At 64.3% G+C, this 24,443-nt stretch carries 20 protein-coding genes; 13 read left to right on the top strand and 7 right to left on the bottom strand.

All coding sequences use genetic code 11. From position 1 onward, the window contains the following. Positions 1 to 102: 102 nt before the first annotated feature. Genes phnE through phnC form a run of 3 tightly spaced genes read right to left on the bottom strand, consistent with a single transcriptional unit; the run spans position 103 to position 2,825 of the window. Positions 103 to 954, bottom strand: coding sequence for a phosphonate ABC transporter, permease protein PhnE (gene phnE / locus ACFPTO_RS09210; RefSeq protein ID WP_377710992.1), 852 nt, complete (start codon positions 952 to 954; stop codon positions 103 to 105). After that, positions 951 to 1,925: a phosphonate ABC transporter substrate-binding protein gene (gene phnD / locus ACFPTO_RS09205; protein WP_377710990.1), complete on the bottom strand. Its 975-nt coding sequence runs from the start codon at positions 1,923 to 1,925 to the stop codon at positions 951 to 953. Before phnD ends, phnE begins: the two co-directional genes overlap by 4 nt. Positions 1,926 to 1,955: 30 nt before the next feature. Then, positions 1,956 to 2,825 (bottom strand): phosphonate ABC transporter ATP-binding protein, encoded by an 870-nt coding sequence (gene phnC, locus ACFPTO_RS09200; RefSeq protein WP_377710988.1) that lies wholly within the window; start codon positions 2,823 to 2,825, stop codon positions 1,956 to 1,958. Between the two features lie 355 nt (positions 2,826 to 3,180). Between phnC and ACFPTO_RS09195 the strand changes: the two genes are divergently transcribed. The 7 genes from ACFPTO_RS09195 (at position 3,181) to ACFPTO_RS09165 (ending at position 10,188) form a co-directional block, all read left to right on the top strand. Beyond that, positions 3,181 to 4,227, top strand: coding sequence for a M14 family zinc carboxypeptidase (locus ACFPTO_RS09195; RefSeq protein ID WP_377710986.1), 1,047 nt, complete (start codon positions 3,181 to 3,183; stop codon positions 4,225 to 4,227). Continuing rightward, entirely contained in the window at positions 4,224 to 5,003 is a 780-nt protein-coding gene (locus tag ACFPTO_RS09190; RefSeq protein WP_377710985.1) for an alpha/beta fold hydrolase, read from the top strand. The genes ACFPTO_RS09195 and ACFPTO_RS09190 overlap by 4 nt, the downstream gene beginning before the upstream one ends. A 665-nt stretch (positions 5,004 to 5,668) precedes the next feature. Next, the gene (locus ACFPTO_RS09185) at positions 5,669 to 6,898 is read left to right on the top strand and encodes a hypothetical protein (RefSeq protein WP_377710984.1); all 1,230 of its coding nucleotides are present in this window, start codon (positions 5,669 to 5,671) and stop codon (positions 6,896 to 6,898) included. Between the two features lie 15 nt (positions 6,899 to 6,913). After that, positions 6,914 to 8,146, top strand: coding sequence for a hypothetical protein (locus ACFPTO_RS09180; RefSeq protein WP_377710982.1), 1,233 nt, complete (start codon positions 6,914 to 6,916; stop codon positions 8,144 to 8,146). Positions 8,147 to 8,334: 188 nt separating this feature from the next. Beyond that, on the top strand, positions 8,335 to 8,850 hold the full coding sequence (locus ACFPTO_RS09175; RefSeq protein WP_377710981.1) for a hypothetical protein: 516 nt from the start codon (positions 8,335 to 8,337) through the stop codon (positions 8,848 to 8,850). A gap of 4 nt (positions 8,851 to 8,854) precedes the next feature. Then, positions 8,855 to 9,553: a C39 family peptidase gene (locus tag ACFPTO_RS09170; protein ID WP_377710980.1), complete on the top strand. Its 699-nt coding sequence runs from the start codon at positions 8,855 to 8,857 to the stop codon at positions 9,551 to 9,553. An 8-nt stretch (positions 9,554 to 9,561) separates the two neighbouring features. Next, the gene (locus tag ACFPTO_RS09165) at positions 9,562 to 10,188 is read left to right on the top strand and encodes a hypothetical protein (RefSeq protein WP_377710979.1); all 627 of its coding nucleotides are present in this window, start codon (positions 9,562 to 9,564) and stop codon (positions 10,186 to 10,188) included. A 38-nt stretch (positions 10,189 to 10,226) separates the two neighbouring features. Here ACFPTO_RS09165 and ACFPTO_RS09160 read toward each other — a convergent pair whose 3' ends face one another. Beyond that, a complete protein-coding gene (locus tag ACFPTO_RS09160) occupies positions 10,227 to 11,681 on the bottom strand; it encodes an acetate kinase (protein ID WP_377710978.1) in 1,455 nt (484 codons plus the stop codon). A gap of 675 nt (positions 11,682 to 12,356) precedes the next feature. Here ACFPTO_RS09160 and selD point away from each other — a divergent pair. Next, on the top strand, positions 12,357 to 13,424 hold the full coding sequence (selD, locus tag ACFPTO_RS09155; protein WP_377710977.1) for a selenide, water dikinase SelD: 1,068 nt from the start codon (positions 12,357 to 12,359) through the stop codon (positions 13,422 to 13,424). Continuing rightward, positions 13,421 to 14,326 carry a cation diffusion facilitator family transporter gene (locus tag ACFPTO_RS09150; RefSeq protein ID WP_377710975.1) on the top strand — a complete coding sequence of 302 codons (906 nt, stop codon included), beginning with the start codon at positions 13,421 to 13,423 and terminating at the stop codon, positions 14,324 to 14,326. The genes selD and ACFPTO_RS09150 overlap by 4 nt, the downstream gene beginning before the upstream one ends. A gap of 376 nt (positions 14,327 to 14,702) precedes the next feature. On the opposite strand, the gene ACFPTO_RS09145 is transcribed toward ACFPTO_RS09150, so the two are convergent. Beyond that, entirely contained in the window at positions 14,703 to 15,707 is a 1,005-nt protein-coding gene (locus tag ACFPTO_RS09145; RefSeq protein WP_377710973.1) for a LysR family transcriptional regulator, read from the bottom strand. 163 nt (positions 15,708 to 15,870) lie between these two features. On the opposite strand from ACFPTO_RS09145, the gene ACFPTO_RS09140 reads away from it, so the two are divergent. The 4 genes from ACFPTO_RS09140 (at position 15,871) to ACFPTO_RS09125 (ending at position 22,960) form a co-directional block, all read left to right on the top strand. Continuing rightward, a complete protein-coding gene (locus ACFPTO_RS09140) occupies positions 15,871 to 16,821 on the top strand; it encodes an alpha/beta hydrolase (RefSeq protein ID WP_377710971.1) in 951 nt (316 codons plus the stop codon). Between the two features lie 32 nt (positions 16,822 to 16,853). Further along, entirely contained in the window at positions 16,854 to 18,128 is a 1,275-nt protein-coding gene (locus tag ACFPTO_RS09135) for an efflux RND transporter periplasmic adaptor subunit (protein ID WP_377710970.1), read from the top strand. Positions 18,129 to 18,204: 76 nt separating this feature from the next. Beyond that, the gene (locus tag ACFPTO_RS09130; protein ID WP_377710968.1) at positions 18,205 to 21,381 is read left to right on the top strand and encodes an efflux RND transporter permease subunit; all 3,177 of its coding nucleotides are present in this window, start codon (positions 18,205 to 18,207) and stop codon (positions 21,379 to 21,381) included. Positions 21,382 to 21,394: 13 nt separating this feature from the next. Continuing rightward, positions 21,395 to 22,960, top strand: a complete 1,566-nt coding sequence (locus ACFPTO_RS09125; RefSeq protein WP_377710966.1) for an efflux transporter outer membrane subunit — start codon at positions 21,395 to 21,397, stop codon at positions 22,958 to 22,960. A 131-nt stretch (positions 22,961 to 23,091) separates the two neighbouring features. On the opposite strand, the gene flhC is transcribed toward ACFPTO_RS09125, so the two are convergent. Next, on the bottom strand, positions 23,092 to 23,685 hold the full coding sequence (gene flhC / locus ACFPTO_RS09120; protein ID WP_296654091.1) for a flagellar transcriptional regulator FlhC: 594 nt from the start codon (positions 23,683 to 23,685) through the stop codon (positions 23,092 to 23,094). An 11-nt stretch (positions 23,686 to 23,696) separates the two neighbouring features. Continuing rightward, complete coding sequence (flhD, locus tag ACFPTO_RS09115; RefSeq protein ID WP_377710964.1) at positions 23,697 to 24,017, bottom strand: flagellar transcriptional regulator FlhD; 321 nt, start codon at positions 24,015 to 24,017, stop codon at positions 23,697 to 23,699. Positions 24,018 to 24,443 lie beyond the last annotated feature (426 nt).

Genomic DNA, 24,443 nt, shown 5'->3' with positions numbered 1-24,443 from the left:
AAGGGGGGAAGGGGGGAAGCGGCGGCGGGCGAACGCGGGTGCGGGCATCGGTGCATGCCCGCGTGCGGCCGGAAAGACCGACCTGACTGGCCGCGACCGCGTTCAGATCACACGTTCGCGCAGCCAGGCGGAGAAGAGGTCGATGACCGTGACCACGGCGATCACCATGATGAGCACCGTGCAGGTCTGTGCATAGTCGAACGAACGGATTTTCTCGTACAGCACGACGCCGATGCCGCCCGCGCCGACCATGCCCACCACCATCGCCGAGCGCACGTTCGATTCGAAGCGGTAGAGCGCGTACGAGATCCACAGCGGCGTCACCTGCGGCAGCACGCCGTAGATGATTTCGTCGAGCGGATTCGCGCCCGTCGCGCGCACGCCTTCGACCGGACGCGAGTCGCTGGCTTCGACGGCCTCCGCGAAGAGCTTGGCCAGCACGCCGGTCGTGTGGACCCACAGCGCCAGCACGCCCGCGAACGGGCCGAGCCCCACCGCGACGATGAACAGCATCGCGAACACCATCTCGTTGATCGCGCGGCTTGCGTCCATCGCGCGGCGCACCGGATGGCGGATCCACCCGGGCGCAATATTTCGCGCCGACATGAGCCCGAACGGCACCGCGCAGACGACTGCGAGCACCGTGCCCCACAGCGCAATCGCGAGCGTCACGCACATCTCGTGGACATAGAAACGCCACTCGGAGAAGTTCGGCGGGAAGAAGTCGCGGGCGAACTCGCCCATGCTCGCGGTGTCGCTGAACAGGTCCAGCGGGCGCATGTCCGCGCCGCGCCAGGTTGCGCCGAGCAGCACGAACACGAGCGCCCAGCCGATGAGCGAGCGCCAGCTGCGCTTCTCGGACTGCGCTGCCAGGGCGTACCGCGCCCGCACGGCAGCAGGCACGGCGCCTGCCGTGGCTGCTGCGCGCGCACCGTCGGGGTGCGCGAAGCTCATTGCTTCGATTCAGCGGCGAGCGCGCTGATCTTCGCGTCGATGGCGGCGATCTGGCTCTTGCGGTCGTCGTCGGCCAGGGTCGCGTTGGACTCGATCTTCCGTTTCTCCTGGAACAGCGAGATCTGGCGGACCGGGATCAGCTGCGCGTCCGTCGACGGTGCGAAGCCCGCAAAGCCCGTGATGGCGGCCATGATCTTTTTCTCGTTCGGATCGGTCTTCGCATAGCCGTAGAAGAAGTCGCGCAGTTTCTGCTTCGTCGCTTCAGGCAGATCCTTGCGGTACACGAGCGGGTCCGACGGGATAACCGGCGAGGTCCACAGCACGCGCACCTTCTTGAAGCGATCCGGATGCGTCTGCTCCAGCGTGTCCAGCGTGATCGTATTGTTGGTGGCGATATCGATCTTGTTGTTGACCACGGCGAGCAGGTTCGACTCGTGGTTCGCCGGCAGCACGGCCTTGAAGGTCTTCGCGTTGACCGCCACGTTGCGCTGCGCGAACAGGTAGTAACCCGGGACCAGCGTGCCCGAGGTCGAGTTCGGATCGCCGTAGCCGAGCGTCACGTCCTTCGTATTCTTGAAGACATCGTCAATCGTCTTGAACCGGCTGTTGACGTTGGTGATCACGACCGACTTATAGCCCGCGTCGCCGTTGGCGGAGCGCAACTTCGCGAAGACTTCGCCATTCGAGCGGTCGACGGCCTGCATCGCCGATGCGTTGCCGAAGTAGCCGAGCTGGACTTTGTTGAAGCGCATCGCTTCGATGATGCCGGCGTAGTCGGTGGCGAAGAACGGCTTGACCTGCAGGCCGGTCTTGCGGTTGAGGTCGTCGATGAACGGCTGCCAGGCCTTCTTGAGCACCGCCGACGAATCCGTCGAAATGATGCCGAAGTTCAGGTCTTCGGCGTGCGCTGCGGTGCCGGTAAAGGCGAGACACGCGGCGCTCGCCGCGAGCAGGGAGCGGAACAGTTTCATGGCTTGAAGTCCACGTTGAGGGAAATCGGTTCAGGCTGCTTCGGATTGTTCCGATCGTTCGGGCTGTTTGCCGAAGCGGTGCGCGCCCACGGGGGCTGCGGGAGCGGGGGGCGCGGCAGGATCGACAGGGTCCAGCAGTTCGCGCGCGGCGCTGCCGTAAAGCTGTTGCAGCAGTGCGGGCGTGAGCGCCGCGCTCGGGCCGTCGTAGACGACGCGGCCGTCGCGCAGCGCGACCGTGCGCGTGCAGTAATGCATGGCGATATCGACCTGATGCAGCGAGACGACCACGGTCAGCCGGTGCTGGCGGTTGAGCATCGTGAGCAGGTCCATGACGCGGCGCGACGATTCGGGGTCGAGCGAGGCGATCGGTTCGTCGGCGAGGATGAGGCGCGCGTGCTGCACGAGCACGCGCGCGATTGCCGCGCGCTGCTGCTGGCCGCCGGAGAGATCCGCGGCGCGTTCGTGCGCCTTGTCGCTGATGCCGACTTCCTCGAGCGCGGCGAACGCCCGCTCGCGCTCGCCGCGCGGAAAGCATCCGGTCAAGCGGCACCACAGCGGCAGCCGCGCGAGTGCGCCGATCAGCACGTTCTTTTCCACCGTGAGCCGGTGCACGAGATTGAACTGCTGGAACACGAAGCCGACGTCGCGGCGGATGTTGCGCACCTCGCGCACGATGCGGCCGTTTTTCTGAATGGGGCGGCCGAATATTTCGATATGCGAAGGTTGCTGGTCGGCGGCGATGAAACCGGAGACATGCCGCAGGAGCGTGGATTTGCCCGATCCCGAAGCGCCGATCAGGGCCACCATTTCGCCGGTGCCGATACGCAGGTCGATATCGTCGAGCGCTTTGCGGCCGTTCGCAAAGGTCTTTGAGAGTCGTTCGATTCGTATGGCGTCCATATTAATCAGGAGAGTCGCGTGTGAGTCGCTGAGTCGGGCCATTCTAGAAAAGGACTATGACGGCTGGGTGAAAGATTTGTAATGTCTAGACGACTTCATGAACCTGACGGAGGCTGCGCGCGTCGCAGTGATGTCGCGTGCGTGTCGTGCGCTTTCCGCTTTTCGCGACACTCGACCCGCGACCCGCGACCGGTCGCCGAAAGCGCAGGGTCGGCGACTCCGGACGCATAGTCGGATCCCGGTGCACCAGCCAGCATTTCCGATGCACGACAGTCATATGGAGGGACTATATTGGCGGGAAGCGTGGCCCACTGTCACCGCAAACGCGGCCCTTCCTTTGACCGAGCAACGTTCCATGCAGGCTCTTGGTTTTCTGCCCGATAGCTTCGAGGAATACGAGGACCTGAAGACGCTACTTGACGAAGGGGCGAGGTGGTTCGACACGCGCAGCCTGGCCACGGTCGAGGTGCGCGGGCGCAGGTTCGAGATCCTCGTTGCATCGGTCGGCTCGACCGACCCGCAGGCCCCCGCGGTTGCGTTATTCGGCGGCATTCACGGACTGGAGCGTATCGGCTCGCAGCTTGTGCTCGACTACATGCGGGCGCTCATCGAGCGGCTCGCATGGGACGAGGTTCTCGCCTACACCCTTGAATCAATCCGGATTTACTGCTGCCCGATCGTCAACCCCGGCGGCATGTGGCTTGCCACGCGGGCGAATCCGAACGGCATCGACCTGATGCGCAACGCGCCGCAGAACGCCGACGGACACGTGCCGTTTCTCGCGGGCGGCCAGCGCGTCGGCCCGTGGCTGCCGTGGTATCGCGGGCGGCGCGGCGCGCCGCTGGAGATCGAGGCGGCGGCGCTGCTGAAGATCGTCGAAGAGGAACTGGCGAGCCGCCCGCTCAGCTTCGCACTCGACTGCCATTCGGGCTACGGGTGGCGGGACAGCATCTGGTTTCCCTACGCGCGCACGCGCCAGCTCATGCGTAATTTGCCGGAGATGTACGTGCTCAAGCGGATGTTCGAGCACGCGCATCCGCACCACGGCTACACGTTCGAGCCGCAGAGCCATCAATATCTGCTGCATGGCGATCTGTGGGACTTCGCTTACGATCACGCGCCCGAGCAAAACGTGTTCTTGCCGCTCACGCTCGAACTCGGCTCGTGGCTGTGGATCAAGAAGAATCCGAGGCAGATTTTTTCGCGCCAGGGCATGTTCAATCCCGTGAAGGCGCACCGCACCGCGCGCGTGCTGCGGCGTCATGCAAACCTGATGGAGTTCCTCACGCGCGCCGCGTATTCCGCGCAGCGCTGGCTACCGCAGGGGCACGACCGACAGCAGTTGCTGCACCGTGCAATCGAACACTGGTATCACCGGGACAGGGGCCAGGCCCGCGTATGAGCACTTGGATCCTGCTGCGCGGGCTGACACGGGAAAGCCGGCACTGGGGGCGCTTGCCGGAATTGCTAGGCGACGCGGTGCCCGCAGGGCGGATGCTGACGCTCGACCTGCCGGGCAACGGTGTTTATGCAACGTTGCACGCGCCGCTTTCGGCGGAGGAGATGGTGACGTTCGTGCGGGCCGCAGCCCTGCAACAGGGGGCGCCGCCGCCGTACCGCATCCTGGCCATGTCGCTCGGCGGCATGGTGGCGACGGCCTGGGCGCAGACGTATCCGCGTGAGGTCGCACAGCTTGTGTTGATCAATACGAGCATGCGGCCTTTCAGTTACGCGTGGGAGCGGCTGCGCCCGCAGCGCTGGCCCGATCTGATCCGGCTGGCCGCGTGCTGGCGCGATGCGCGTGCCGCGGAAACCGTGATTCACCGCATCACCTGCAACCGCCGCACGTCGCTCGATGCCGATCTCGCCGCCTGGACGGCAATCCGCGAAAGCGCGCCGGTCAGCCGTGGCAATGCGCTTCGCCAACTCGTTGCGGCGGCACGATTTCGCGCGGCGCCGCGCGCGCCCGCGTGCCCGTTGCTGTTGTTGTCGTCGCAACAGGACCGGCTCGTGAACCCCGCATGCTCGGCGAGCCTTGCCGCCGCGTGGCAGGCGCGCCACCACCAGCATCCGTCGGCCGGACACGATCTGCCGCATGACGATCCGCACTGGACCAGCACCATGGTCGGCAACTGGCAGGCCGAACTGGCGGGCGAGCGCCAGCGCCACGTTCGATAACCGCTTTTCTCCGATACCAAGATTAATCGCGCAACTGGTTATTAAACATTTCCTCGTAATTATATTTGCAATTATTGTGTGCGTACGTACGTAATGAATTGACGTTAGCTGTCACGTTTGTGTTAAATTTAATAGCATGAAGAATGAGCTGGAATCGAGGTTTGGTTACGTACTTTCTTCAGTCGGATTATGGATTCTCGATGGATGGCAGAAATCGCAGGAGATACGTTTTAGGCTCGCCCGCCTGGTCGGCTGGACGGCCCTGTTTATGTGACTTCCGGGCTGTATTGCCTGTTGCGTAAAGGGCATTCTGTTATATAACAATTATAATCAGACAAGATTGACGCGGAATTGCCTGGGCGAATGATAAAAAAGCGAAACGTTTTTTATGAAGCTATTTTCACTTCATATGAAAAAGATAATTAATTGAATTTAAAGAATTTTGTGAATGCACACCTACTGCGCAGCAGTGCGGCATTGATATATTTGTTTCAGTCCTGAAACATAAAGGCCTGTAAGGCATCCCGCGCGCTTTCCGGAATCCGCCGGAAACGCCGCTTTCCTTTGTAAATTCAAGTACGTAAGTGCATGGCATGTCCTGTGCGTGAAGCGAGCCGGATTGGCGCAATCTGGCCAAGCCGCCCCTTCATCAACAGGAGGATCCCATGCGAATGACAATACTGGCGACCGCTGCAGCCCTGGCCCTGGGGTTCAGTGGGTACGCAATGGCAAATCCATGCAGTGACAACTCCAAGGCTTGTGATCAGTCGTCTACGTCGGGGGCGAACTCCCTGACTAGCTCGGCAACCTCCACCCAGACGGCAGGCGGCAGCAACGCCAATGAAATCGCGTCGGGTGCGAGCGTCTGGCAAGACTCCAACAACAGTACGAGGGTCGTGGCGTTGAGCAAGCTCGACGGCTACGTCGCCAACGTTGGTGTTTCCGGTATCGGCAATTACGCGACCAACTACGGTAGCGCGAGAGGCGGTAGGGGTGGCGCTGGCGGTGCGGGCTATGGCGGCATCGGCATCGGCGGTGACGGCGGCAATGGCGGCGCTGGTGGTGCGGGCGGTTCGGGCGGCAACGCGACGAACGGCAGCGCGAGGGCTGGCAACTCCACCAATGGCAGCGCGACGGCCGGTTCGGGTTACGCGGGCAACGGCGGAAGCGGCGGCGACGCGCATGCAGGCGGCACGCAGGGCGGCAACGGCAGCGGTCACGGCGGATGGGCCGCGGGTGTTGGCGTAGCGCTGGGCGGCTTCGCTGCTGCGGGTGGCGGCCACAACGGCGGCAACGGCGGCAGCGGCGGAGCAGGTGGAGCCGGTGGCGCAGGCGGCGGCGCGAGTGCCGGCAACAGCTCGATTGCAACGTCGACTTCGGCTGGCGGCGCGGGCGGCGCAGGCAATGCCGGCGCGGCCGGTGGCGGTGCGGGTGGCGCGGCCAGCGGTACGGGCGGCGCGGCGACGACCGGTTCGACTTCCGGCACGGGCGGCACGGGCACGGGCAGCGGCGGTGCAGGCGGCGCGGCGACGGCCTTGGCCGGCGGCGGCGGGGCTGGCGGCACGGGCACGGGCGGCAGCGCGACCAACGGCGGCGCGGCGAGCATGGCCTCGAACGGCAGCGCGACGGCAGGTGTCGGTGCTGGCGGTGCAGTGGGCGGTGCAGGCGGCGCGGGCGGCGTGGGCAACGGTGGCGTGGGCAACGGCGCGGTCGGTGGCGCTGGCGGCGCTGGCGGAACCAACTCGGTCAACGCGGGCACGTTCGACATGGCCAACGCCATGACGGGCGCTGCGCAGTCGGCAGCGGGCATCGTCGTCATGAGCCAGAACAGCGGCGCGGCTTCGCTCGTGCAACAGGCCGTTACGGTGCAGGCGAACCTGACTGTGGGTCACTAGTCATCAGGAGGTCTTATGCAACGAACTCTAATGGCGGCCGCTGCGGTGCTGGCATTAGGCTTCAGCAGCATGGCGATGGCTAACCCCTGCAGCGACAACAAGGGTTCCTGCGACCAGAACTCGAAGAGCGGGGCCAATTCGCTCACGGCCAGCGCGTCGAATACCCAGACCGCTACTTCCGGCAGCAATGCCAACGAAGTGGCCTCGTGGGCGACTCTGGAACAGGACTCCTTCAATCACAGCAAGGCTGTCGCATTGAGCACGCTGAACGGCTCGGTCAGTCACCTTGGCGTGACGAACATCGGCAACGTCGCGACGAACTTCGGTAGTGCTTCAGGCGGTTCGGCTGGCGCGGCCGGTGCTGGCTACGGTGGCGCTGGTGTCGGTGGCAACGGCGGCAACGCCGGTGCCAGCGGCAACGGCGGCAACGGCGGTAACGCCACGAACGGCAACGCTTCGGCCGGTAGCGTCAAGAACGGCAGCGCCACGGCTGGCAACGGCTTTGGTGGTGCCGGTGGCGACGGCGGCACCGCATCTGCAGGCGGTACGCAGGGCGGTAACGGTCATGGCTCTGGCGGCGTGGCAGTGGCGGGCAACGGGGCTGCAGGCGGCCTCGCGATCGGCTTCGGCGGCAACAACAGCGGCAACGGCGGAGGCGGCGGCAACGGCGGGCACGGCGGTAATGGTGGCGGCGCATTGGCCGGCGCATCGTCCAATGTGTCCGCAACCTCTGCTGGCGGCGCGGGCGGTGGCGGCGGGGCAGGCGGCTCGGGTGCCGGGGCAGGCGGTGCTGCCACGGCAGCGGGCGGCGCGGCGACGACCGGCACGACCACGGCCGCTGGCGGTAACGGTAGCGGCACGGGCGGCGCGGGCGGCACAGCCATCGCCACGGGCGGCGCTGGCGGTGCTGGCGGATCGGGCACCGGCGGCAGCGGCGGCAACGGCAGCGCAACGACGACTGCGACAAACGGCAACGCAACCGGAAACACGGGTGGAGCTGGGGCAGCAGGCGTAGCGGGCGCGGCAGGTGCAACTGGCAATGGCGGTACGGGCACGGGCGGAGTCGGTGGCGCTGGCGGAGCAGGCGGCACCAACACGGTGAACGCTGGCACGTTCGATATGAGCAACACGATGACGGCTGCGGCGCAGTCGGCAGCGGGCATCTCGATCATGAGCCAGAACAGCGGTGCAGCTTCGCTTGCGCAACAGGCCGTCACCGTTCAGGCCAACCTGACCGTAGGCCACTGAGTCGGATTTGTCATGCATGAATGCCGGGGGATCCACCGCGGGGCGTACGCCAGTGCGCCTCGCGGCTACCGCACCGAGGTCCGGTGGACAGTGACGTTTCAGCCATCCACTTCCGCGAGACCGAGGTCCTGAACGTGCCTTTTTTGCGCCCCGACGACCCGTGGCGCACTCAGGCAAAGGAGAGGCCCATGCAAGCGCGAAGGAGAATTTCGCTGCTCCTGGTTTCAACCGCGTTGGCACTGCCCGGTGTCTGCGCGCATGCGGACGATGCGGTGCAGGCGCCGTCCGCGCAGGTTGGTTCGCAGGCTGGTGCGCTGGTTGGTGTGCAGGCTGCCGCGCCCCTGTTCACGCTGCCGTCGGTCGTGCCTGCGGGCGCGCCTGCGGGTATGCCTGAAACGAGCGCCGCGGCAACGCCGCCCGCGAGCGGGACAACAGCCGCAGCGCCGCCGAAGCAAGACGCGTTCGGCGTGGCGATGACGACGGATCAACTCGACGAGCACCGCGGCGGCGACGTATTGATCGGCCAGAATTATCTGACCGGCGCGGTCGTGAACAACTCCGCGACGCGAGTCGAGACCGGTTCCAACACGATCTCCGAAGGCTCGTTCGCGAGTTCGAGCGGCCTGCCGACCGTGATCCAGAATACCGGCGCCAATGTGCTGATCCAGAACGCGACTGTGCTCAACGTACGCTTCGGGAACTGAAGCCATGAAGCGATTCGCCGTGGCTGCTGCACTTGCGTGCGGTCTCGCGTGCGCTCTCGCCGCGTCGGCGGCGCGGGCCGATCCCATCGACGTGACCGATCCGGCCGGCGGGTACTACGCCCTGCACGTGACGAGCCTGAAAGAAGCCCGCTTCAAGTGGACCGTCAAGCAGCAGTACGACTTCAGCTGCGGCTCGGCGGCGGTGGCGACGCTGCTCACTTTTCAGTACGACTATCCAGTCACCGAGCAGCAGGCGTTCGTCACGATGTTCCAGAACGGCGATCAGGAAAAGATCCGCCGCGAAGGGTTTTCGCTGCTCGATATCCGCAACTTTCTGGCGTCGCGCGGCTTTCAGGCGGATGGCTACGAAGTGCCGCTCGACAAGCTCGAGCAGACCCATACTCCGGCGATCGTCCTGATCGTCGAGCATGGCTATCACCACTTCGTGGTCGTCAAGGGCGTGCGCGCCGGACGCGTGCTGATCGGCGATCCGGCGACGGGAACCCGGGCCATGTCGCGCGCGGACTTCGAGCAGAAGTGGCTGGACCGTGTGGTATTCGTCATTCATAACAAGCCCGCACAGGCCAGGTTCAACGATGAGCGCGACTGGCACGTCGCGCCCGATGCGCCGCTTTACACCGCGATACCCCGCGAGGGGCTGTTCAGCGTCGTGGTGCCGAAGCTGGGGCCCGGAGAATTCTGAGGATGACGATGAAACCTCGACCTCTAAGACTTGCTGGAATCGCTGCCGTGCTGTTTGGCCAGATGACGTCGTTCGGCGTGGGCGCGATCGAGCAGGATACGCCCACCGTGACCGAGGGGCGCGTGATGACGGCAGGCGACGCGCCTGCCTCACGGCTGCAAGGCGATCCGATCGCCGCGCCGCAAACCGATGCCGCATATAGCGATCCCAACTGGGCGCCGCTCGCGGCGTCGGCCTTGACGCCCCGGCAACTCGACGACATGCGTGGCGGCTTCGATCTGCCGTCGGGGTTGCAGGTGTCGTTCGGCATCGAGCGTGTCGCGTTCGTCAACGGCAACATGGTGTCGGCGACCAACTTCAACATCCCCAATATCGCCACGATGACGGCGCAGCAGGCGCAGGCGCTCGCGTCGGCCAGCACGGGCGGACTCGTGCAGGTCGGCAGCGGCAATGCGGTGCAAACGGGCGCATTGCCGGGATTGACGGGCGGCGTGATCCAGAACACGCTCAGCAACCAGCTGATCCAGGCGCTCACGACGATCAATACGTCGGTGAACTCGCTTGGTCCGTTCAAGGCGCAGAACGTGGGCGCGACGATCAACAGCGCCCTGCTCAACGCGGTGCGCCCGCGCTAGGTTCAAGACGCGGGCGTGGGTGCGAGGCGCGCTGCCGGTCAGAACGAGATCGGCACGCGCAGTGTGACCGTGAGGTCCGGCGTATCGCGCGTGAGGCCCGCGCCGAGCGAGAAGTTGAGCGTCGTCGAGGGCGACAGCCGGTACGAATAGCCGATCAGCAGCGTGCCGAGTATCGCGCGCACGGACCCGGGCACCCTCTGTCCGTCCTGCGAAGTCGGCAAGACGATGCTCTGGTCGTAGCCGATGCTGACCGAGGCCTTCTCGTTCAGTGCAAGACCCATACCGATGTTGAAGCCCCAGATGTCGCCCGGCTGAACTTTGCCGAGGTTCTCGGTCGCGCCGTTGAGCAGCGTCAGGCTTTCCTTCTTGCCGAAGCTGTGCAGATAGCTGAAGTTGCCGAAGAACACGACGGGGTCGGTCGGGAACAACCAGGTGAGGCCCGGCTGGATCGCGTAAAAGCCAGATCCGGTCGGTTGCTGCAACGGCAGGCCGGTGCCGGTCGTGTTCGAGACGCAGGTCGTCACGCAATCGGTGACGACGTCGAACGGGCTCTTGCCCGTTGCGCTCTTGAAGCGCAGCCAGCCGACGTAGTAGAACTTTTCCGGACCGCCCTGATTGAACTGATAGCGCAACGTCATTTCGACGTCGCCGATGCCATGGCCGTTGCTGCTGATCACGCTGTTGGCCGCCGCGCCGGTGAAGACCTGCCGCTCCACCGTATCGTTGGTCTGATAGACGTACGGCACGCGTACTTCGAGTTCCATCCGGTTCGTGATCCCGTAGCGCACTGCGACGCCGCCCGTGAGCGTGGTGGTTTTCACCTCGCTCACGTTGATGAGGCCGATCAGGAGCGCCGGGATGATCGTGTAGCCGACGAGCGAAAGCTGGTTCTCGGACGAGTACGCGAACTGGAAATACGGTTCGATGACGAACTTGTGTCTTGGCGTGAGCACGCCGGGCTGCTCGAAGATCGGCGCGACTGCGGGCGGACGCGTGTCGACGACGGGCGCCTGGCCCACCGGCGCATTCTGACCGTTTGCCGCTTGGCCGTTTTCCACGGGCGCCGACGTGACGCCGCCGGGCGACGTGCCTTGCACGGGCACGTTCTGATCAGCCGGCGCGTTCGTGGCGGGCGTCGTGGCCTGCGCGCTGGCTGCCTGGTCGGTTGTCGCGGCCTGTGCCGCCGCCGCGTCGCCGGTCGCAGTCGTGCCCACCGGCAAGCCGTTCATATCCGTGCCGCCCGTGCCGCGCTGCAGTTCGAGCTGCTTGCTGTCGAGCGCGTGGCTCAGCCGGCCGATATTCGTCTCCTCTTCGGCGAGCTTGTGCTTGAGCGCTTCGAGTTCCTTGATGCGGGTGTTGAGTTCCTGCCGCAGGGTGGTGATGTTGTCCTGGGCCGCCTGGTTCTCCAGCGACTGAGCCTTGGCGGCGGTGCTAAAGAGCAGGAGTGTCGCGTAACTGATTGCTTGAATCCGACGAAGTGGCACGCGCTTCACGGTGTCTCTCCATGATTGAGCTTGCTGGTTCTCCCCCGAGAGCATCGGCTTATGCGCAGACATCAGCGAGACGACGCATCAGCGAGACAAGACTGTGCGTTGATCGAAACTGCCGTGCTGCACTTTGGGAAGCAATTTATCGAGCGTTCCGTTGTTTGCGAGACCAACAGCGGACTCCAGAAAGACTAGTGCATGTGCCGTTGCCTGCCAAGCTGATGAACCCTGGCTTGTGATCGCTACATAACAGAAAAGCACTGTTTTTCAGGCACATTTCACAGGCTTACGACAATTCGTCCTGCTTGCGCCGCTGCTTGTTTCGATACATGCCGGGATCGCGTTTTTCTTCCGGATGACGTATGTCAAGACCGATCGACGGATGCGCGGTCAATCGTTGTGGAAGAAATCATGTAAGTGAAGAATGAAGACGCGGTCGTGCATTGACTGGACGCGTCGGTCGAATACGCGCAATGGAATTCGCATTGGCTGAGCGGCGATGGTGTGGTCATCGTGCCGACATGGCGCCGACATGGTGACGACATGCCCGCGTCATGTCGAATGGGTAGGCGGCGTTCCGCATCGCGCCAGTCGTGAAACGGCGGGCGCGTGCGGCACGCGTGCAGGGGCTGCCGGAACTGGCCATAATATCGGCTCGAACTATTTCGCCTCGCGCCCATCATGACCGATCCAATCGTTGCTCCTTCTGCCGCTCCGCGTCTCACCAGCCTTTCGCATGGCGGCGGCTGCGGCTGCAAGATCGCCCCTGGCGTGCTTTCCGCGCTGCTCGCGCGCAGCACGCCGATTACTGCAGCCTTTCCGAATCTGCTGGTCGGCACCGAAACCGCCGACGATGCCGCCGTCTACAAGCTCAACGACGAGCAGGCAATTGTCGCGACCACCGACTTCTTCATGCCGATCGTCGACGATCCTTACGACTTCGGCCGCATCGCCGCCACGAATGCGCTTTCGGACATCTATGCGATGGGCGGCAAGCCGCTCCTCGCGCTCGCGCTGGTCGGCATGCCGATCAACGTGCTGCCGCACGACGTGATCGCCGCGGTGCTGCGCGGCGGCGAGGATGTCTGCGCGGCGGCGGGCATTCCGGTCGCGGGCGGCCATTCGATCGACTCGGTCGAGCCGATTTACGGGCTCGCCGCAATCGGCGTCGTGCACCCGGACCGCGTGAAGCGCAACGCATCGGCGCGCGCGGGCGACGTGCTCGTGCTCGGCAAGCCGCTCGGCGTCGGCGTGCTCTCGGCGGCGCTCAAGAAGGAGCGCCTCGACGCCGCCGGCTACCAGGCGATGATCGCCGCCGCCACGAAGCTCAACACGCCGGGCGCGAAGCTCGCTGCCTTCGACGGCGTGCACGCGATGACCGACGTGACCGGCTTCGGCCTGCTCGGCCACACGCTCGAAATCGCGCGCGGCGCGGGTTTGACCGCGCGCGTGCGCTACGCCGACCTGCCGTTCTTGCCCGGCGTCGAGGCGCTGGCCGCGGACGGCGTGTTGACGGGCGCATCGGGCCGCAACTGGGCCTCGTACGGCGACGGTGTGAAGCTTGGCGCGGACCTGCCGGTCGTCGCGCAGGCGCTGCTCACCGACCCGCAAACGTCGGGCGGCTTGTTGGTCGCCTGCGCGCCCGACTGTGTCGCCGACGTGCTCGCGATCATGCATGAGGACGGCTTTGCCGATGCCCGCATCATCGGCGAACTGGACGCGGGCCCGGCACGCGTCGAGGTCGCATGAGCGCGGAGTCGTCGAAGGCCATTTTTTACGCACTCGCCGCGAACGCCGGCATCGCGATCATCAAGTTCGCGGCGACGGCGCTCACCGGCTCCGGCGCGATGTTCGCCGAGGCGATCCATTCGAGCGCCGACTGCGGCAATCAACTGTTGCTGCTGTTCGGCCTGCGCCAGTCGCGCAAGCCGCCTTCGCCGCTGCACCCGATGGGTTCGGGCCGCGCGATCAATTTCTATTCGCTGCTCGTGGCGCTGCTGCTGTTTTTCGTGGGCGGCGCATTTTCGGTGTACGAGGGCATTCACCGGTTGATCGCGCGCGAGCCGCTGCAGCATGCATACGTGGCGATTGCGGTGCTCGGCATTTCGGTGGTGCTGGAGACGCTCTCGCTCATCGGCGCGCTGCGGGCGATCCGTGCGGGTGCGCCGACGAAGTCGCTGTGGCGGTGGTTTCGCGAGACGCGCGAATCGGATCTGCTCGTCGTGGCCGGAGAGGACATCGCGGCGCTGGCCGGTCTTGCCATCGCGTTCGCAGCCGTGCTGCTGACCGTCGTTACCGGCAATCCGGTATGGGACGCGTTAGGCTCGATCGGCGTCGGGCTGCTGCTGATGACGATCGCGGGGCTGATTGCGCGCGAGGTGAAGTCGATGATCGTCGGCGAATCGGCGAGCCCCGAGATGCGCGGCGAAATAGAGACGTTCTTGCGCGCGCGCGGCGAGATCCGCAGCATCATCAATCTGATCACGCTGCAATGGGGCAAGGAGATCGTCGTGGCCGTGCAGGCCGAGATGATCTATTACGCCGAAAGCCGCGCGATGGTTGCCGCGATCAACGTGATCGAAGCGGACCTTCAGGCGAAATTCCCGCAAGTGCGCTGGGTGTTTTTCGAGCCGGATTTCGTGGTCCGCTGAGGATGGCCGAGCGACAATTCAAAGCCCGGTAATCGCACGATTGCCGGGCTTTTTGCGTCTTGCGATCAATGCCGGAACGGCGTCCAGACGGGAGTCGTCCTGTCCCATTGATCGAGTTCGGAAGGTTCTGCGAAATTCATTTTGGATCCTCGATGATTCGTTATCCGGAATAACCGCCGTGGCGACGCGTCATCGCCATGAACCGGCGGGACGCGAATGCCGCGTAACGACATGAGGACTATAGGCGTGCGCGCGCCGGGGATCAACGCGCTGGCCGTGAATTGAATTGTTGAAATTCCGGAATAATCCGCTTTGTCATTGCGGTCCGCAGTTGCGCGCGCCGCGTATCAGCCCCGTGCGGCGCGCATGCCGCGCATCATGCGACCCACTCGGTAACGACCGGCGTTTCGAAGGTCGTGCCCGATTCGCGCTCTTCGGGGGTACGCTTCGTGCAGGTTTTGTCGAGCGACCCGCGTCCGCTCAAGAGCGGGCAGCGGTCGAATACCTCGGCGATCCAGTCGACGAACACGCGCACTTTAGGCGACAGATGGCGGCTGTGCGGATAGACCGCCGAAATCGGCATCGGCAGCGGCTTGAAGTCGGGCAGCACTTCGACGAGTTCGCCCGATTTCAGATACGGCAGCACCTGGTAGCGGGCGGGCTGGATCAGGCCGAAGCCTTCGACGCCGCAGGTGACATAGGCATCGGCGTCGTTCACCGAAACGATGCTGCTGAGCTTGATTTCCACTTCCTTGCCGCCGACGAGGAAGGCCCAGTCGATCACGCGCCCGGTGCGGTTCGAAAAGTAGTTCACGGCGCGGTGGTTTTCGAGGTCTTCGAGCGTCTGCGGCGTGCCGTGCCGCTCAAGATAGGCCGGCGACGCGCACGAGACGCCTTCGAAAAGGCCGATGCGGCGCGCCACGAGTGACGAATCCTGCAGCGCGCCGACGCGCACGACGCAATCGACGCCTTCCTGCAAGAGATCCACAGGCCGGTCGGTGAGTCCGAGCTGCAAATCGATATCCGGGTAGCGCGAGTGAAATTCGCACAGCGACGGGATCACGATGGCGCGGCCGATCGAGCCCGGCATGTCGATGCGCAGCTTGCCGTGCGGCTTGCGGTTGCGGTCCTGGAACGTCATCTCGGTTTCTTCGACGTCCGCGAGGATGCGCACGCAGCGCTCGTAATACGCGGCGCCGTCGGGTGTGAGCGACAGGCGGCGCGTCGTGCGATGCATGAGGCGCACGCCGAGAAACGCTTCGAGATTCTGGATGATCGTCGTGACCGAAGCCCGCGGCATGTCGAGCGTTTCGGCTGCGCGCGTAAAGCTGTTGGTGTCGACGACACGCGTGAACACTTGCATGGCTTGCAGGCGGTCCATTGCCATTCTCCGTAAGAATTCGGCTGCCCTGCGCGTAAAACGAGCGACAGATTGTTCGGGTGCGCTGAATTGTGTTGCCGGATTATAGGCATTTATTTGCAGGTCTGCCGAATTCACAATGCGCTCCATTCGAATCTAATTTCGCGCACTGCGCCGTTTCGACATGGATGCATTCAAGCCTTCGACCTCGCCGGCCTGCGCCGAGGACACGCTTCAGAAAGACCCGGCGTCCGGCGCGCCTCGCCCTGTCGCGCCTGCGGGTTCAGGCGCGACTCCGGCGGGTGTGGCGAGTGTGGCGAGTGCGGCAACAGCGGCGGCGGCAACGGACGACCTGCTGGTGACGGACGTCGAAATCGATGGCTACGCGCAAAAAATCGGCTTGCGCCTTTACCGGCCTGCCGGTGCGAGCGGGCTGCCGATCCTGCTTTATTTTCACGGCGGCGGTTTCGTGCGCGGCACGATCGACGACGGCAGCGAAGCGTCGCGCTATTTCGCGAAGCACCTGCCCGCGCTCGTCGTTTCGGTGGACTATTCGCTCGCACCCCGGTTTCCGTTTCCGGCCGCGCCCGAAGACGCGCATCGCGCCGCGCAGTGGATCATCACACGTGCCCGCGCGTTCGGCGGCAACCCGAAGCGCGTGATGGCAGCCGGTCACGACGCGGGCGGACAGATTGCGAATGTGCTCGCATTCATCGGACGTGATCGCGGCGACGTGCGGCTCGTCGCACAGGCGCTCTTTGCGCCGATGCTCGATCCGAGCCTCACGCGCCTCGGCGACGAACACCGGCTCGGCTCGGACATTACCGCAGGCGAATGCGCCGCGTGCTATCGCGCCTATCTGCCCGAGGCGGCGCAGCGCATGCATCCGTACGCGGCGCCGCTCGAATCGTCGCGGCTGGCGGGTTTGCCGTCGACGCTGATCGTCACCGCACAAAACGACGTACTGCATATCGAGGCCGAAAAGTACGCGAGCCGCCTGATCGAGGCGGGCGTTCGCACGCAGGTGGTGCGCTATCCGAGCATCTCGCACGCGCAGCTTGTCGCGTATGAAGCCGCGCTCAGCGAAGCCGTGGGCTTCTTCAAGTGCTGCTTCGAGGCCTGCGCAAAAAGATAAAGAACATTCAATCAACTCTCGTGGAGCCGGACATGTCACTCAAATCGTTTTCCCGTACGCGTATCGCAATGGCGGCGCTGGCCGTCGTTGCGGTTGCCGGGTTCGGCGCGCTCGTTGCCATGCGCCTCGAAACCCATCCGGCCGCCGCCGCTGAAGCGCCGCGCGCGCCCGAAGTAGACGTCGCCGCCGTGATCCAGCGCACCGTCACCGACTGGCAGAGCTACTCGGGCCGCCTGGAGGCTGTCGAGAAAGTCGATATCCGGCCGCAGGTTTCGGGCACGATCGTTTCCGTGAATTTCCGCGACGGCGCACTCGTCAAGAAGGGCGATACGCTGTTCGTGATCGACCCGCGTCCGTATCAGGCGGCCGTCGATCAGGCCGCTGCGCAGCTCGCCGCCGCGCAGGCGCGCACGGGCTACGCACAGAGCGACTGGGAGCGCGCGCAGCGTCTGATCGGCGACAACGCCATCGCGAAGCGCGACTACGACGAGAAGCAGAACGCCGCCCGCGAAGCGAGCGCGAACCTGAAGGCCGCGCAGGCCGCGCTCGAAGCGGCGCAGATCAACCTGGGCTACACGCGCATCGTCGCGCCGGTGTCGGGGCGCGTGTCGCGCGCGGAGATTACCGTGGGCAACGTGGTGTCGGCGGGGGCGGGCGCGGCGTCCCTTACCACGCTGGTTTCGGTTTCGCCGATTTACGCCGGGTTCGACGCCGACGAGCAGACCTACCTCGACTACATCAGCCACATGAAGGACGGTTCGGCTATGCCGGTGGAGCTTGGGCTCGCGAATGAGTCGGGCTATTCGCGCAAGGGCACGATCGAATCGGTGGACAACCGGCTCAACACGTCGTCGGGCACGATCCGCGTGCGCGCGCGTTTCGACAACGCGGACGGCACGCTCGTGCCGGGCCTCTACGCGCGCATCAAGGTGAGCGGCAGCGCCCCGCATCCGGCGCTGCTCGTGGACGACACCGCTATCGGCACCGACCAGGACAAGAAGTTCGTCTACGTGCTCGACAAGGGCGACCACGTCACGTATCGCCCCGTGCAGATCGGCGGACAGCAGGGCAATTTGCGCGTGATCGTGGGCGGGCTGCAGCAGGGCGAGCGCGTCGTGGTGAACGGCGCGCAGCGTGTGCGGCCCGGCGAGGCCGTGCGCGCGCGCACGGTGCCGATGAATGGCGATCCCGAAGGCGACGCCGCCTCGTCGCTTGCCAGGACGCACGACGCCGATCCGCTCGCCGCCGCGGCGAAAGAAACACCCGCGCAAACACCGGCCCGGACGAAGGACGGCAAGACCTCCTGAGGCATGCGTCCTGGCATCGTGTGTGTTTTACCCTGAACCGATTAGTGGAACCAAGCGTTAACTTAACGAGCAACCCATGAACATATCGAAATTCTTCATCGACCGGCCGATCTTCGCGGGCGTGCTGTCCGTGGTGATCCTGCTGGCCGGTGTGATCGCACTGTTCCAGTTGCCGATCTCCGAATACCCCGAGGTCGTGCCGCCTTCGGTGGTCGTGCATGCGCAGTATCCGGGCGCGAACCCGAAGGTGATTGCCGAAACCGTGGCCGCGCCGCTCGAAGAGCAGATCAACGGCGTCGAGAACATGTTGTACATGCAATCGCAGGCGAACAGCGACGGCAATCTCACGCTCACGGTCACGTTCCGTCTGGGAACCGACCCGGACAAGGCCACGCAGCTCGTGCAGAACCGCGTCAACCAGGCGCTGCCGCGTTTGCCGGAGGACGTGCAGCGCCTCGGCGTCACGACGATCAAAAGCTCGCCGACGCTCACGATGGTCGTGCACCTGATCTCGCCGAATAACGCGTACGACATGACCTATCTGCGCAACTATGCGCTGCTCAACGTGAAGGACCGCCTCGCGCGCATCCAGGGCGTGGGCGAAGTGCAGTTGTGGGGTTCGGGCGACTATGCCATGCGTATCTGGCTCGATCCGCAGAAGGTCGCGCAGCGCAATCTCACGGCCAGCGACGTCGTCAACGCCATTCGCGAGCAGAACGTGCAGGTGGCCGCGGGTGTGATCGGCGCATCGCCGAGCGTGCCGGGCACGCCGCTGCAACTGAACGTGAATGCGCGCGGTCGCCTGCGTACCGAAGGCGAATTCGGCAACATCATCGTCAAGACGAATCCCGATGGTGGCGTGACGTACCTGCGCGATATCGCGCGCATCGAACTCGCGGCATCGGAATACGGCCTGCGTTCCTTGCTCGACAACAAGCCCGCCGTCGCGCTTGCGATCAACCAGGCGCCGGGTGCGAACTCGCTCGCGATTTCCGATCAGGTGCGCGCGGCGATGAAGGAGCTCAAGCAGGATTTTCCTGCCGGTGTGGACTACCGCATCGTCTATGACCCGACGCAGTTCGTGCGTTCGAGCATCGAAGCGGTCGTGCATACGCTGCTCGAAGCGATCGTGCTTGTCGTGATCGTGGTGATCGTGTTCCTGCAGACGTGGCGTGCGTCGATCATTCCGTTGATTGCCGTACCGGTGTCGATTGTCGGGACGTTCTCGCTGCTGCTGGCCTTCGGCTTCTCGATCAACGCGCTATCGCTCTTCGGCATGGTGCTCGCCATCGGGATCGTCGTGGACGATGCGATCGTTGTGGTGGAGAACGTCGAGCGCAACATCGCAAGTGGCCTCTCCGCGCGCGACGCGACCTACAAGGCCATGCAGGAAGTGAGCGGGCCGATCATCGCCATCGCGCTTACGCTCGTCGCCGTGTTCGTGCCGCTCGCGTTCATGAGCGGTCTCACCGGGCAGTTCTACAAGCAGTTCGCCATGACCATCGCCATCTCGACGGTGATCTCGGCCTTCAATTCACTGACGCTTTCGCCCGCGCTTTCCGCGCTGCTGCTGCGCGGTCACGGCGCGAAGGAAGACTGGCTCACGCGCGCGATGAATCGCGTGTTCGGCGGTTTTTTCCGCTGGTTCAACAAGGGGTTTCATCGCGGCTCGGAGGCGTATGGGCGCGGCGTGCACGGCGTGCTGCACCACAAGGGCGCCATGCTGATGATCTATGCCGTGTTGCTTGGCGCAACGGTATTGATGGCGCGCATCGTGCCTGGCGGTTTCGTTCCCGCCCAGGACAAGGAGTATCTGATCGCATTCGCGCAACTGCCTAACGGCGCATCGCTCGATCGCACCGAAAACGTGATCCGCGACATGAGCGCGATTGCGCTGAAGCAGCCTGGTGTCGAAAGCGCGGTGGCATTCCCGGGTCTTTCGGTCAACGGCTTCACGAACAGTTCGAGCGCGGGCATCGTGTTCGTCACGCTCAAGCCGTTCAAGGAGCGCGGCGGCAAGGCGCTTTCGGCCGGGGCGATTGCGGGTGCGCTGAACCAGCAGTACGCGCAGATCAAGGACTCGTTCATCGCCGTGTTTCCACCGCCGCCGGTGCTCGGTCTCGGTACGCTCGGCGGCTTCAAGATGCAGCTGGAAGACCGCGGCGCAGTGGGTTACGCGGCGCTGGATCGCGCGACGCAGGACTTCATGAAGCGCGCGGCGACGACGCCCGAACTCGGGCCGACGTTTTCGAGCTATCAGATCAACGTGCCGCAATTGAACGTCGATCTGGACCGCACGAAGGCGAAGCAGCTTGGCGTACCCGTGACGGACGTGTTCAACACGATGCAGATTTATCTGGGTTCGCTCTACGTGAACGACTTCAACCGCTTCGGCCGCGTGTACCAGGTGCGCGTGCAGGCGGATGCGCCGTTTCGCCAGCGGGCCGACGACATCCTGCAGCTGAAGACGCGCAACGCCGCGGGCGAAATGGTGCCGCTCTCGTCGCTTGTGGCGGTGACACCCACTTACGGGCCTGAGATGGTGGTGCGCTACAACGGCTACACCGCCGCCGACATCAACGGTGGCCCGGCCCCGGGTTATTCGTCGGGCGAGGCGCAGGCAGCGGCGGAACGCATTGCGGCCGAGGTCTTGCCGCACGGCGTGAAGTTCGAATGGACCGATCTCACCTACCAGCAGATTCTCGCGGGGAACGCGGGAATGTGGGTATTTCCGATCAGCGTGTTGCTCGTGTTTCTCGTGCTGGCCGCGCTCTACGAGAGCCTGACGCTGCCGCTCGCGGTGATCCTGATTGTGCCGATGAGCGTGCTGTGCGCGCTAACCGGCGTGTGGCTCACGCGGGGCGACAACAACATCTTCACGCAGATCGGGCTGATGGTGCTGGTGGGACTGGCTTCGAAGAACGCCATCCTGATTGTCGAATTCGCGCGTGAGCTCGAACACGACGGCCACACGCCGTTCTCGGCGGCCATCGAGGCGAGCCGGTTGCGTCTGCGGCCGATTCTGATGACGTCGATCGCATTCATCATGGGCGTCGTGCCGCTCGTGCTGTCGACCGGCGCCGGTTCGGAAATGCGTCACGCGATGGGTATTGCGGTGTTCTTCGGCATGCTCGGCGTGACGGCGTTTGGTCTCTTGCTGACGCCGGTGTTCTATGTCGTGTTGCGCACGATTGCGGGCGGCAAGATCCACGTTGCGCAGAAGGACAGTGCGCGCACGACGGTCGATGCCTGAGGAGAAGAAAAACATGACTCACTATTCCGTTGAAGACCGCTTGCCGGGAAATAGCGTTGCGTGGGGGCGCATCACGCGGATCGCAGCGTCCGTCGCGCTCTTTGCGTGGCTCGCGGCATGCTCGGTCGAGCCGACGTATCGCGTGCCCGATGCAGCCGTTCCGGCCGCATTCAAGGAAGCCCAGCGGACGCCCGCGGGCCCGCACGATGTCGGCACCTGGACGCCTGCGCAACCTGCCGATGCCGCGCATCGCGGCCAGTGGTGGACGATCTTCGGCGATCCGACGCTGGACGCGCTCGAACAACAGGCGCAGGCCGCGAACCAGGATCTGAAGGCGGCCGCAGCGCGCGTGCAGCAGGCGCGTGCGGTGACGAGGGCGGCGCGCGCGTCGTGGTTCCCTTCGTTCGACGCGGGATTCGGGCCGACTTACGAGCATCTTTCACCCGCCTCGCAGTCTCTGCCGCAGAACACCAACGTGCCGACGCAAACGCTCTGGCGCGCGCAAGGAACGGCGTCGTACGAGGCGGATCTGTTTGGCCGCGTGAGTTCGAACGTCAACGCTGCGCGTGCCGATGCGGAGCAGAGCGAGGCGCTGTTCCGCTCGGTGCAGCTGACGTTGCAGGCCGACGTCGCGCAGAATTATTTCCAGTTGCGCCAGTTCGACTCGAATGTCGATCTGTACCGCCGCACCGTGGTGCTGCGTGAGGATGCGCTCAAGCTCGTCGAACGCCGGTTCAAGGAAGGCGATATCAGCGAACTCGACGTCGCTCAGGCGCGCAACGAACTCGCGAGTGCGCGTGCGGATGCAGTAGGTGTCGCGCGTCAGCGCGCAGCGTCGGAACACGGTCTTGCGATTCTGCTCGGCAAGGCGCCGGCGGACTTCACGTTCCCCGAGACGCCGCTTGCGCCCGTTGCCGCGCAGGTGCCGCCCGGCCTGCCTTCGACGCTGCTCGAACGCCGTCCCGATATCGCGGCGGCGGAGCGTGCAATGGCCGCTGCGAACGCGCGCGTGGGCCTCGCGAAGTCGGCGTTCTTCCCGAAACTCGATATCACCGGCGCGTTTGGCTTCGAGTCGGCGTCGCTCGGTGATCTCTTCATGTGGTCGAGCCGTGCGTTCCTGCTCGGGCCGTTCGCGGGCACGGCGCTCACGGTGCCGCTCTTCGACGGCGGCCGTCGTCGGGCGAATCTCGCGCAGTCGCGCGCGAAATACGACGAGGACGTCGCGCAGTATCGCCAGCAGGTGCTCGTGGCGTTCCGCGAAGTCGAGGACAACCTCTCCGATCTGCGCCTGCTCAGAAACCAGATTCGCGAGCAGGACAATGCCGTCGACGCGTCGCAGCGCTCGGCGCATCTGTCGCGCACGCAGTATGAAGAAGGCGAGGTGAGCTATCTGAACGTGATCGATAGCGAACGTTCGGTGCTGGTCGCGCAATTGCAGGCGAGCCAGCTACAGGGTTCGCAGGCGGTTGCGACAGTCAATCTGATTCGCGCGCTGGGCGGCGGCTGGGATGGGATGAAGGCTGACGATCCGCAGCGCGATGGCGGCGCTTCGGCGCCTGCACCGCTCGCCTTGCGCTGAGCTGTTCGCGCGCAGCAGGGAAAAAAGAAAAAAGCGCTTTACCGTCCGGTGCGTTGAACGCACCGGACGGCTTCGCGTCTTGGTCTTGTTTTGGTCCTATGTCCGGGTGGGCCCGGATCTTGTTTCCTCGCTCAAGCAGCCTCGGCGATGCCGCCCGATGTAACCGGGTGGTCGCTTTCGGTCTGCGTGGCGCCCCGTCGCGCCGCAGCCGCCTTTTTCGTCTTGCCCGCGCGCGAAGGCGGCTGGCATGCGCCGCACACGACGTTATGCTGAAGGTCGTGACGGTGCGCGACGAATTTGCCGCCGCAACGGCAGCAAGGCGTCAACTGCAGAATATCGGCATCGAAAAACCGCACCAGGGTCCACGCACGCGTGAGATCGAGCACGGGCTCGGTCTCGCTGTGGCGGCAGTGTTCCAGATACAGACGGAACCCCTTGGTGAGCGCGTCGAGATGCGAGCAACGCGCTTCGTTCTTGAGGAACAGGTACGTGTTGTAGAACAGCGAAGCGTGGATGTTCGCCAGCCACGTCATGTACCAGTCGGCCGAAAACGGCAGCATTCCTTTCGGCGGCGACACGCCGCGGATCTCGCGATAGAGGCGGATCATGCGGTCGCGCGAGAGGGTCAGCTCGCTTTCGAGCACTTGCATTCGCGCGCCCAGCTCGATCAGCGCGATTGCGCGAAATACCTCCTGAGCGTCTTCGGTGAGGCTGCGCCGCGTCATGGACGTGCTCCTCAGGCGAATTGCCCAGCCGGCTGTCCTGCAAGCAGGATGGCTGCGTGAGTGGTTGCCACGTCCGCATGCTTTGCCGTCTGCGTAAGCGCGGACAGCATCGAGTGATCGTCAAAGCGGAAAAAGCAAAGGAGCTGGTCGGAAGCAGCCAGCCTGACGATCTGCGCGAGCGATAGCCCGGCAAGCAGTTCGGCCAGTTCCGACGACAGACCCAGCCGGAACATGCCGACTGGCCTATCCTCGCGCAGCATGCGCTGCGCAAGCATCAGGTACGACAAATTAATCTCGCGGATAGAATCCAGCGTCTCGCTGCTGCGGTCCATTTCTCAGTTTCCGAAGCCCCGAATCATTAACGCCACGGCTTTTGCCGTCGTTGTGCTTTCTGGTCTGTTTGTGCCGACCGTCGCTCTTTTTTGTTTCCCGGCGGGCCTGGCTAATTGATACAAGGTGTTACAACTCGTAACACCTTGGCCGGAATTGTATGAGGTGGTATCCCGAAAATCAATCCCTGTCACAAAAAAATCATTGTTTGGGAACAATGATTTCGGTAAGTTTTTCTGATATTTACGTTTGCTTGTATGACAACGTTGCGACGGCGCGCATCAAACGCTGACATGGCTCACGTGCCCGTCAAATATGGCTTACAGGGAGAATTTCATTGCGAATGCAACTATTCGCACGGGAAGTGTTGGTGAGATAAGACAACCAGGCGTTTTCGAGTATTAACAATGCAAGTAAAAAATGCGCAA

The sequence above is a fragment of the Paraburkholderia denitrificans genome, from assembly GCF_042655705.1.
Classification (GTDB): domain Bacteria; phylum Pseudomonadota; class Gammaproteobacteria; order Burkholderiales; family Burkholderiaceae; genus Paraburkholderia; species Paraburkholderia denitrificans.
The sequence above is the reverse complement of the archived record's forward strand: the minus strand, read 5'-3'. Positions and strand labels throughout refer to the sequence as shown.

Bases quoted from the DNA above. Each gene is read 5' to 3' on its own strand.
- flhD (WP_377710964.1), bottom strand. From the start codon at position 24,017: ATGGACCGCAGCAGCGAGACGCTGGATTCTATCCGCGAGATTAATTTG.
- ACFPTO_RS09150 (WP_377710975.1), top strand. From the start codon at position 13,421: ATGAGCGCGGAGTCGTCGAAGGCCATTTTTTACGCACTCGCCGCGAAC.
- ACFPTO_RS09170 (WP_377710980.1), top strand. From the start codon at position 8,855: ATGAAGCGATTCGCCGTGGCTGCTGCACTTGCGTGCGGTCTCGCGTGC.
- ACFPTO_RS09140 (WP_377710971.1), top strand. From the start codon at position 15,871: ATGGATGCATTCAAGCCTTCGACCTCGCCGGCCTGCGCCGAGGACACG.
- ACFPTO_RS09195 (WP_377710986.1), top strand. From the start codon at position 3,181: ATGCAGGCTCTTGGTTTTCTGCCCGATAGCTTCGAGGAATACGAGGAC.
- flhC (WP_296654091.1), bottom strand. From the start codon at position 23,685: ATGACGCGGCGCAGCCTCACCGAAGACGCTCAGGAGGTATTTCGCGCA.
- ACFPTO_RS09185 (WP_377710984.1), top strand. From the start codon at position 5,669: ATGCGAATGACAATACTGGCGACCGCTGCAGCCCTGGCCCTGGGGTTC.
- phnE (WP_377710992.1), bottom strand. From the start codon at position 954: ATGAGCTTCGCGCACCCCGACGGTGCGCGCGCAGCAGCCACGGCAGGC.
- phnD (WP_377710990.1), bottom strand. From the start codon at position 1,925: ATGAAACTGTTCCGCTCCCTGCTCGCGGCGAGCGCCGCGTGTCTCGCC.
- ACFPTO_RS09130 (WP_377710968.1), top strand. From the start codon at position 18,205: ATGAACATATCGAAATTCTTCATCGACCGGCCGATCTTCGCGGGCGTG.
- ACFPTO_RS09125 (WP_377710966.1), top strand. From the start codon at position 21,395: ATGACTCACTATTCCGTTGAAGACCGCTTGCCGGGAAATAGCGTTGCG.
- phnC (WP_377710988.1), bottom strand. From the start codon at position 2,825: ATGGACGCCATACGAATCGAACGACTCTCAAAGACCTTTGCGAACGGC.
- ACFPTO_RS09190 (WP_377710985.1), top strand. From the start codon at position 4,224: ATGAGCACTTGGATCCTGCTGCGCGGGCTGACACGGGAAAGCCGGCAC.
- ACFPTO_RS09175 (WP_377710981.1), top strand. From the start codon at position 8,335: ATGCAAGCGCGAAGGAGAATTTCGCTGCTCCTGGTTTCAACCGCGTTG.
- selD (WP_377710977.1), top strand. From the start codon at position 12,357: ATGACCGATCCAATCGTTGCTCCTTCTGCCGCTCCGCGTCTCACCAGC.
- ACFPTO_RS09165 (WP_377710979.1), top strand. From the start codon at position 9,562: ATGAAACCTCGACCTCTAAGACTTGCTGGAATCGCTGCCGTGCTGTTT.
- ACFPTO_RS09145 (WP_377710973.1), bottom strand. From the start codon at position 15,707: ATGGACCGCCTGCAAGCCATGCAAGTGTTCACGCGTGTCGTCGACACC.
- ACFPTO_RS09180 (WP_377710982.1), top strand. From the start codon at position 6,914: ATGCAACGAACTCTAATGGCGGCCGCTGCGGTGCTGGCATTAGGCTTC.
- ACFPTO_RS09135 (WP_377710970.1), top strand. From the start codon at position 16,854: ATGTCACTCAAATCGTTTTCCCGTACGCGTATCGCAATGGCGGCGCTG.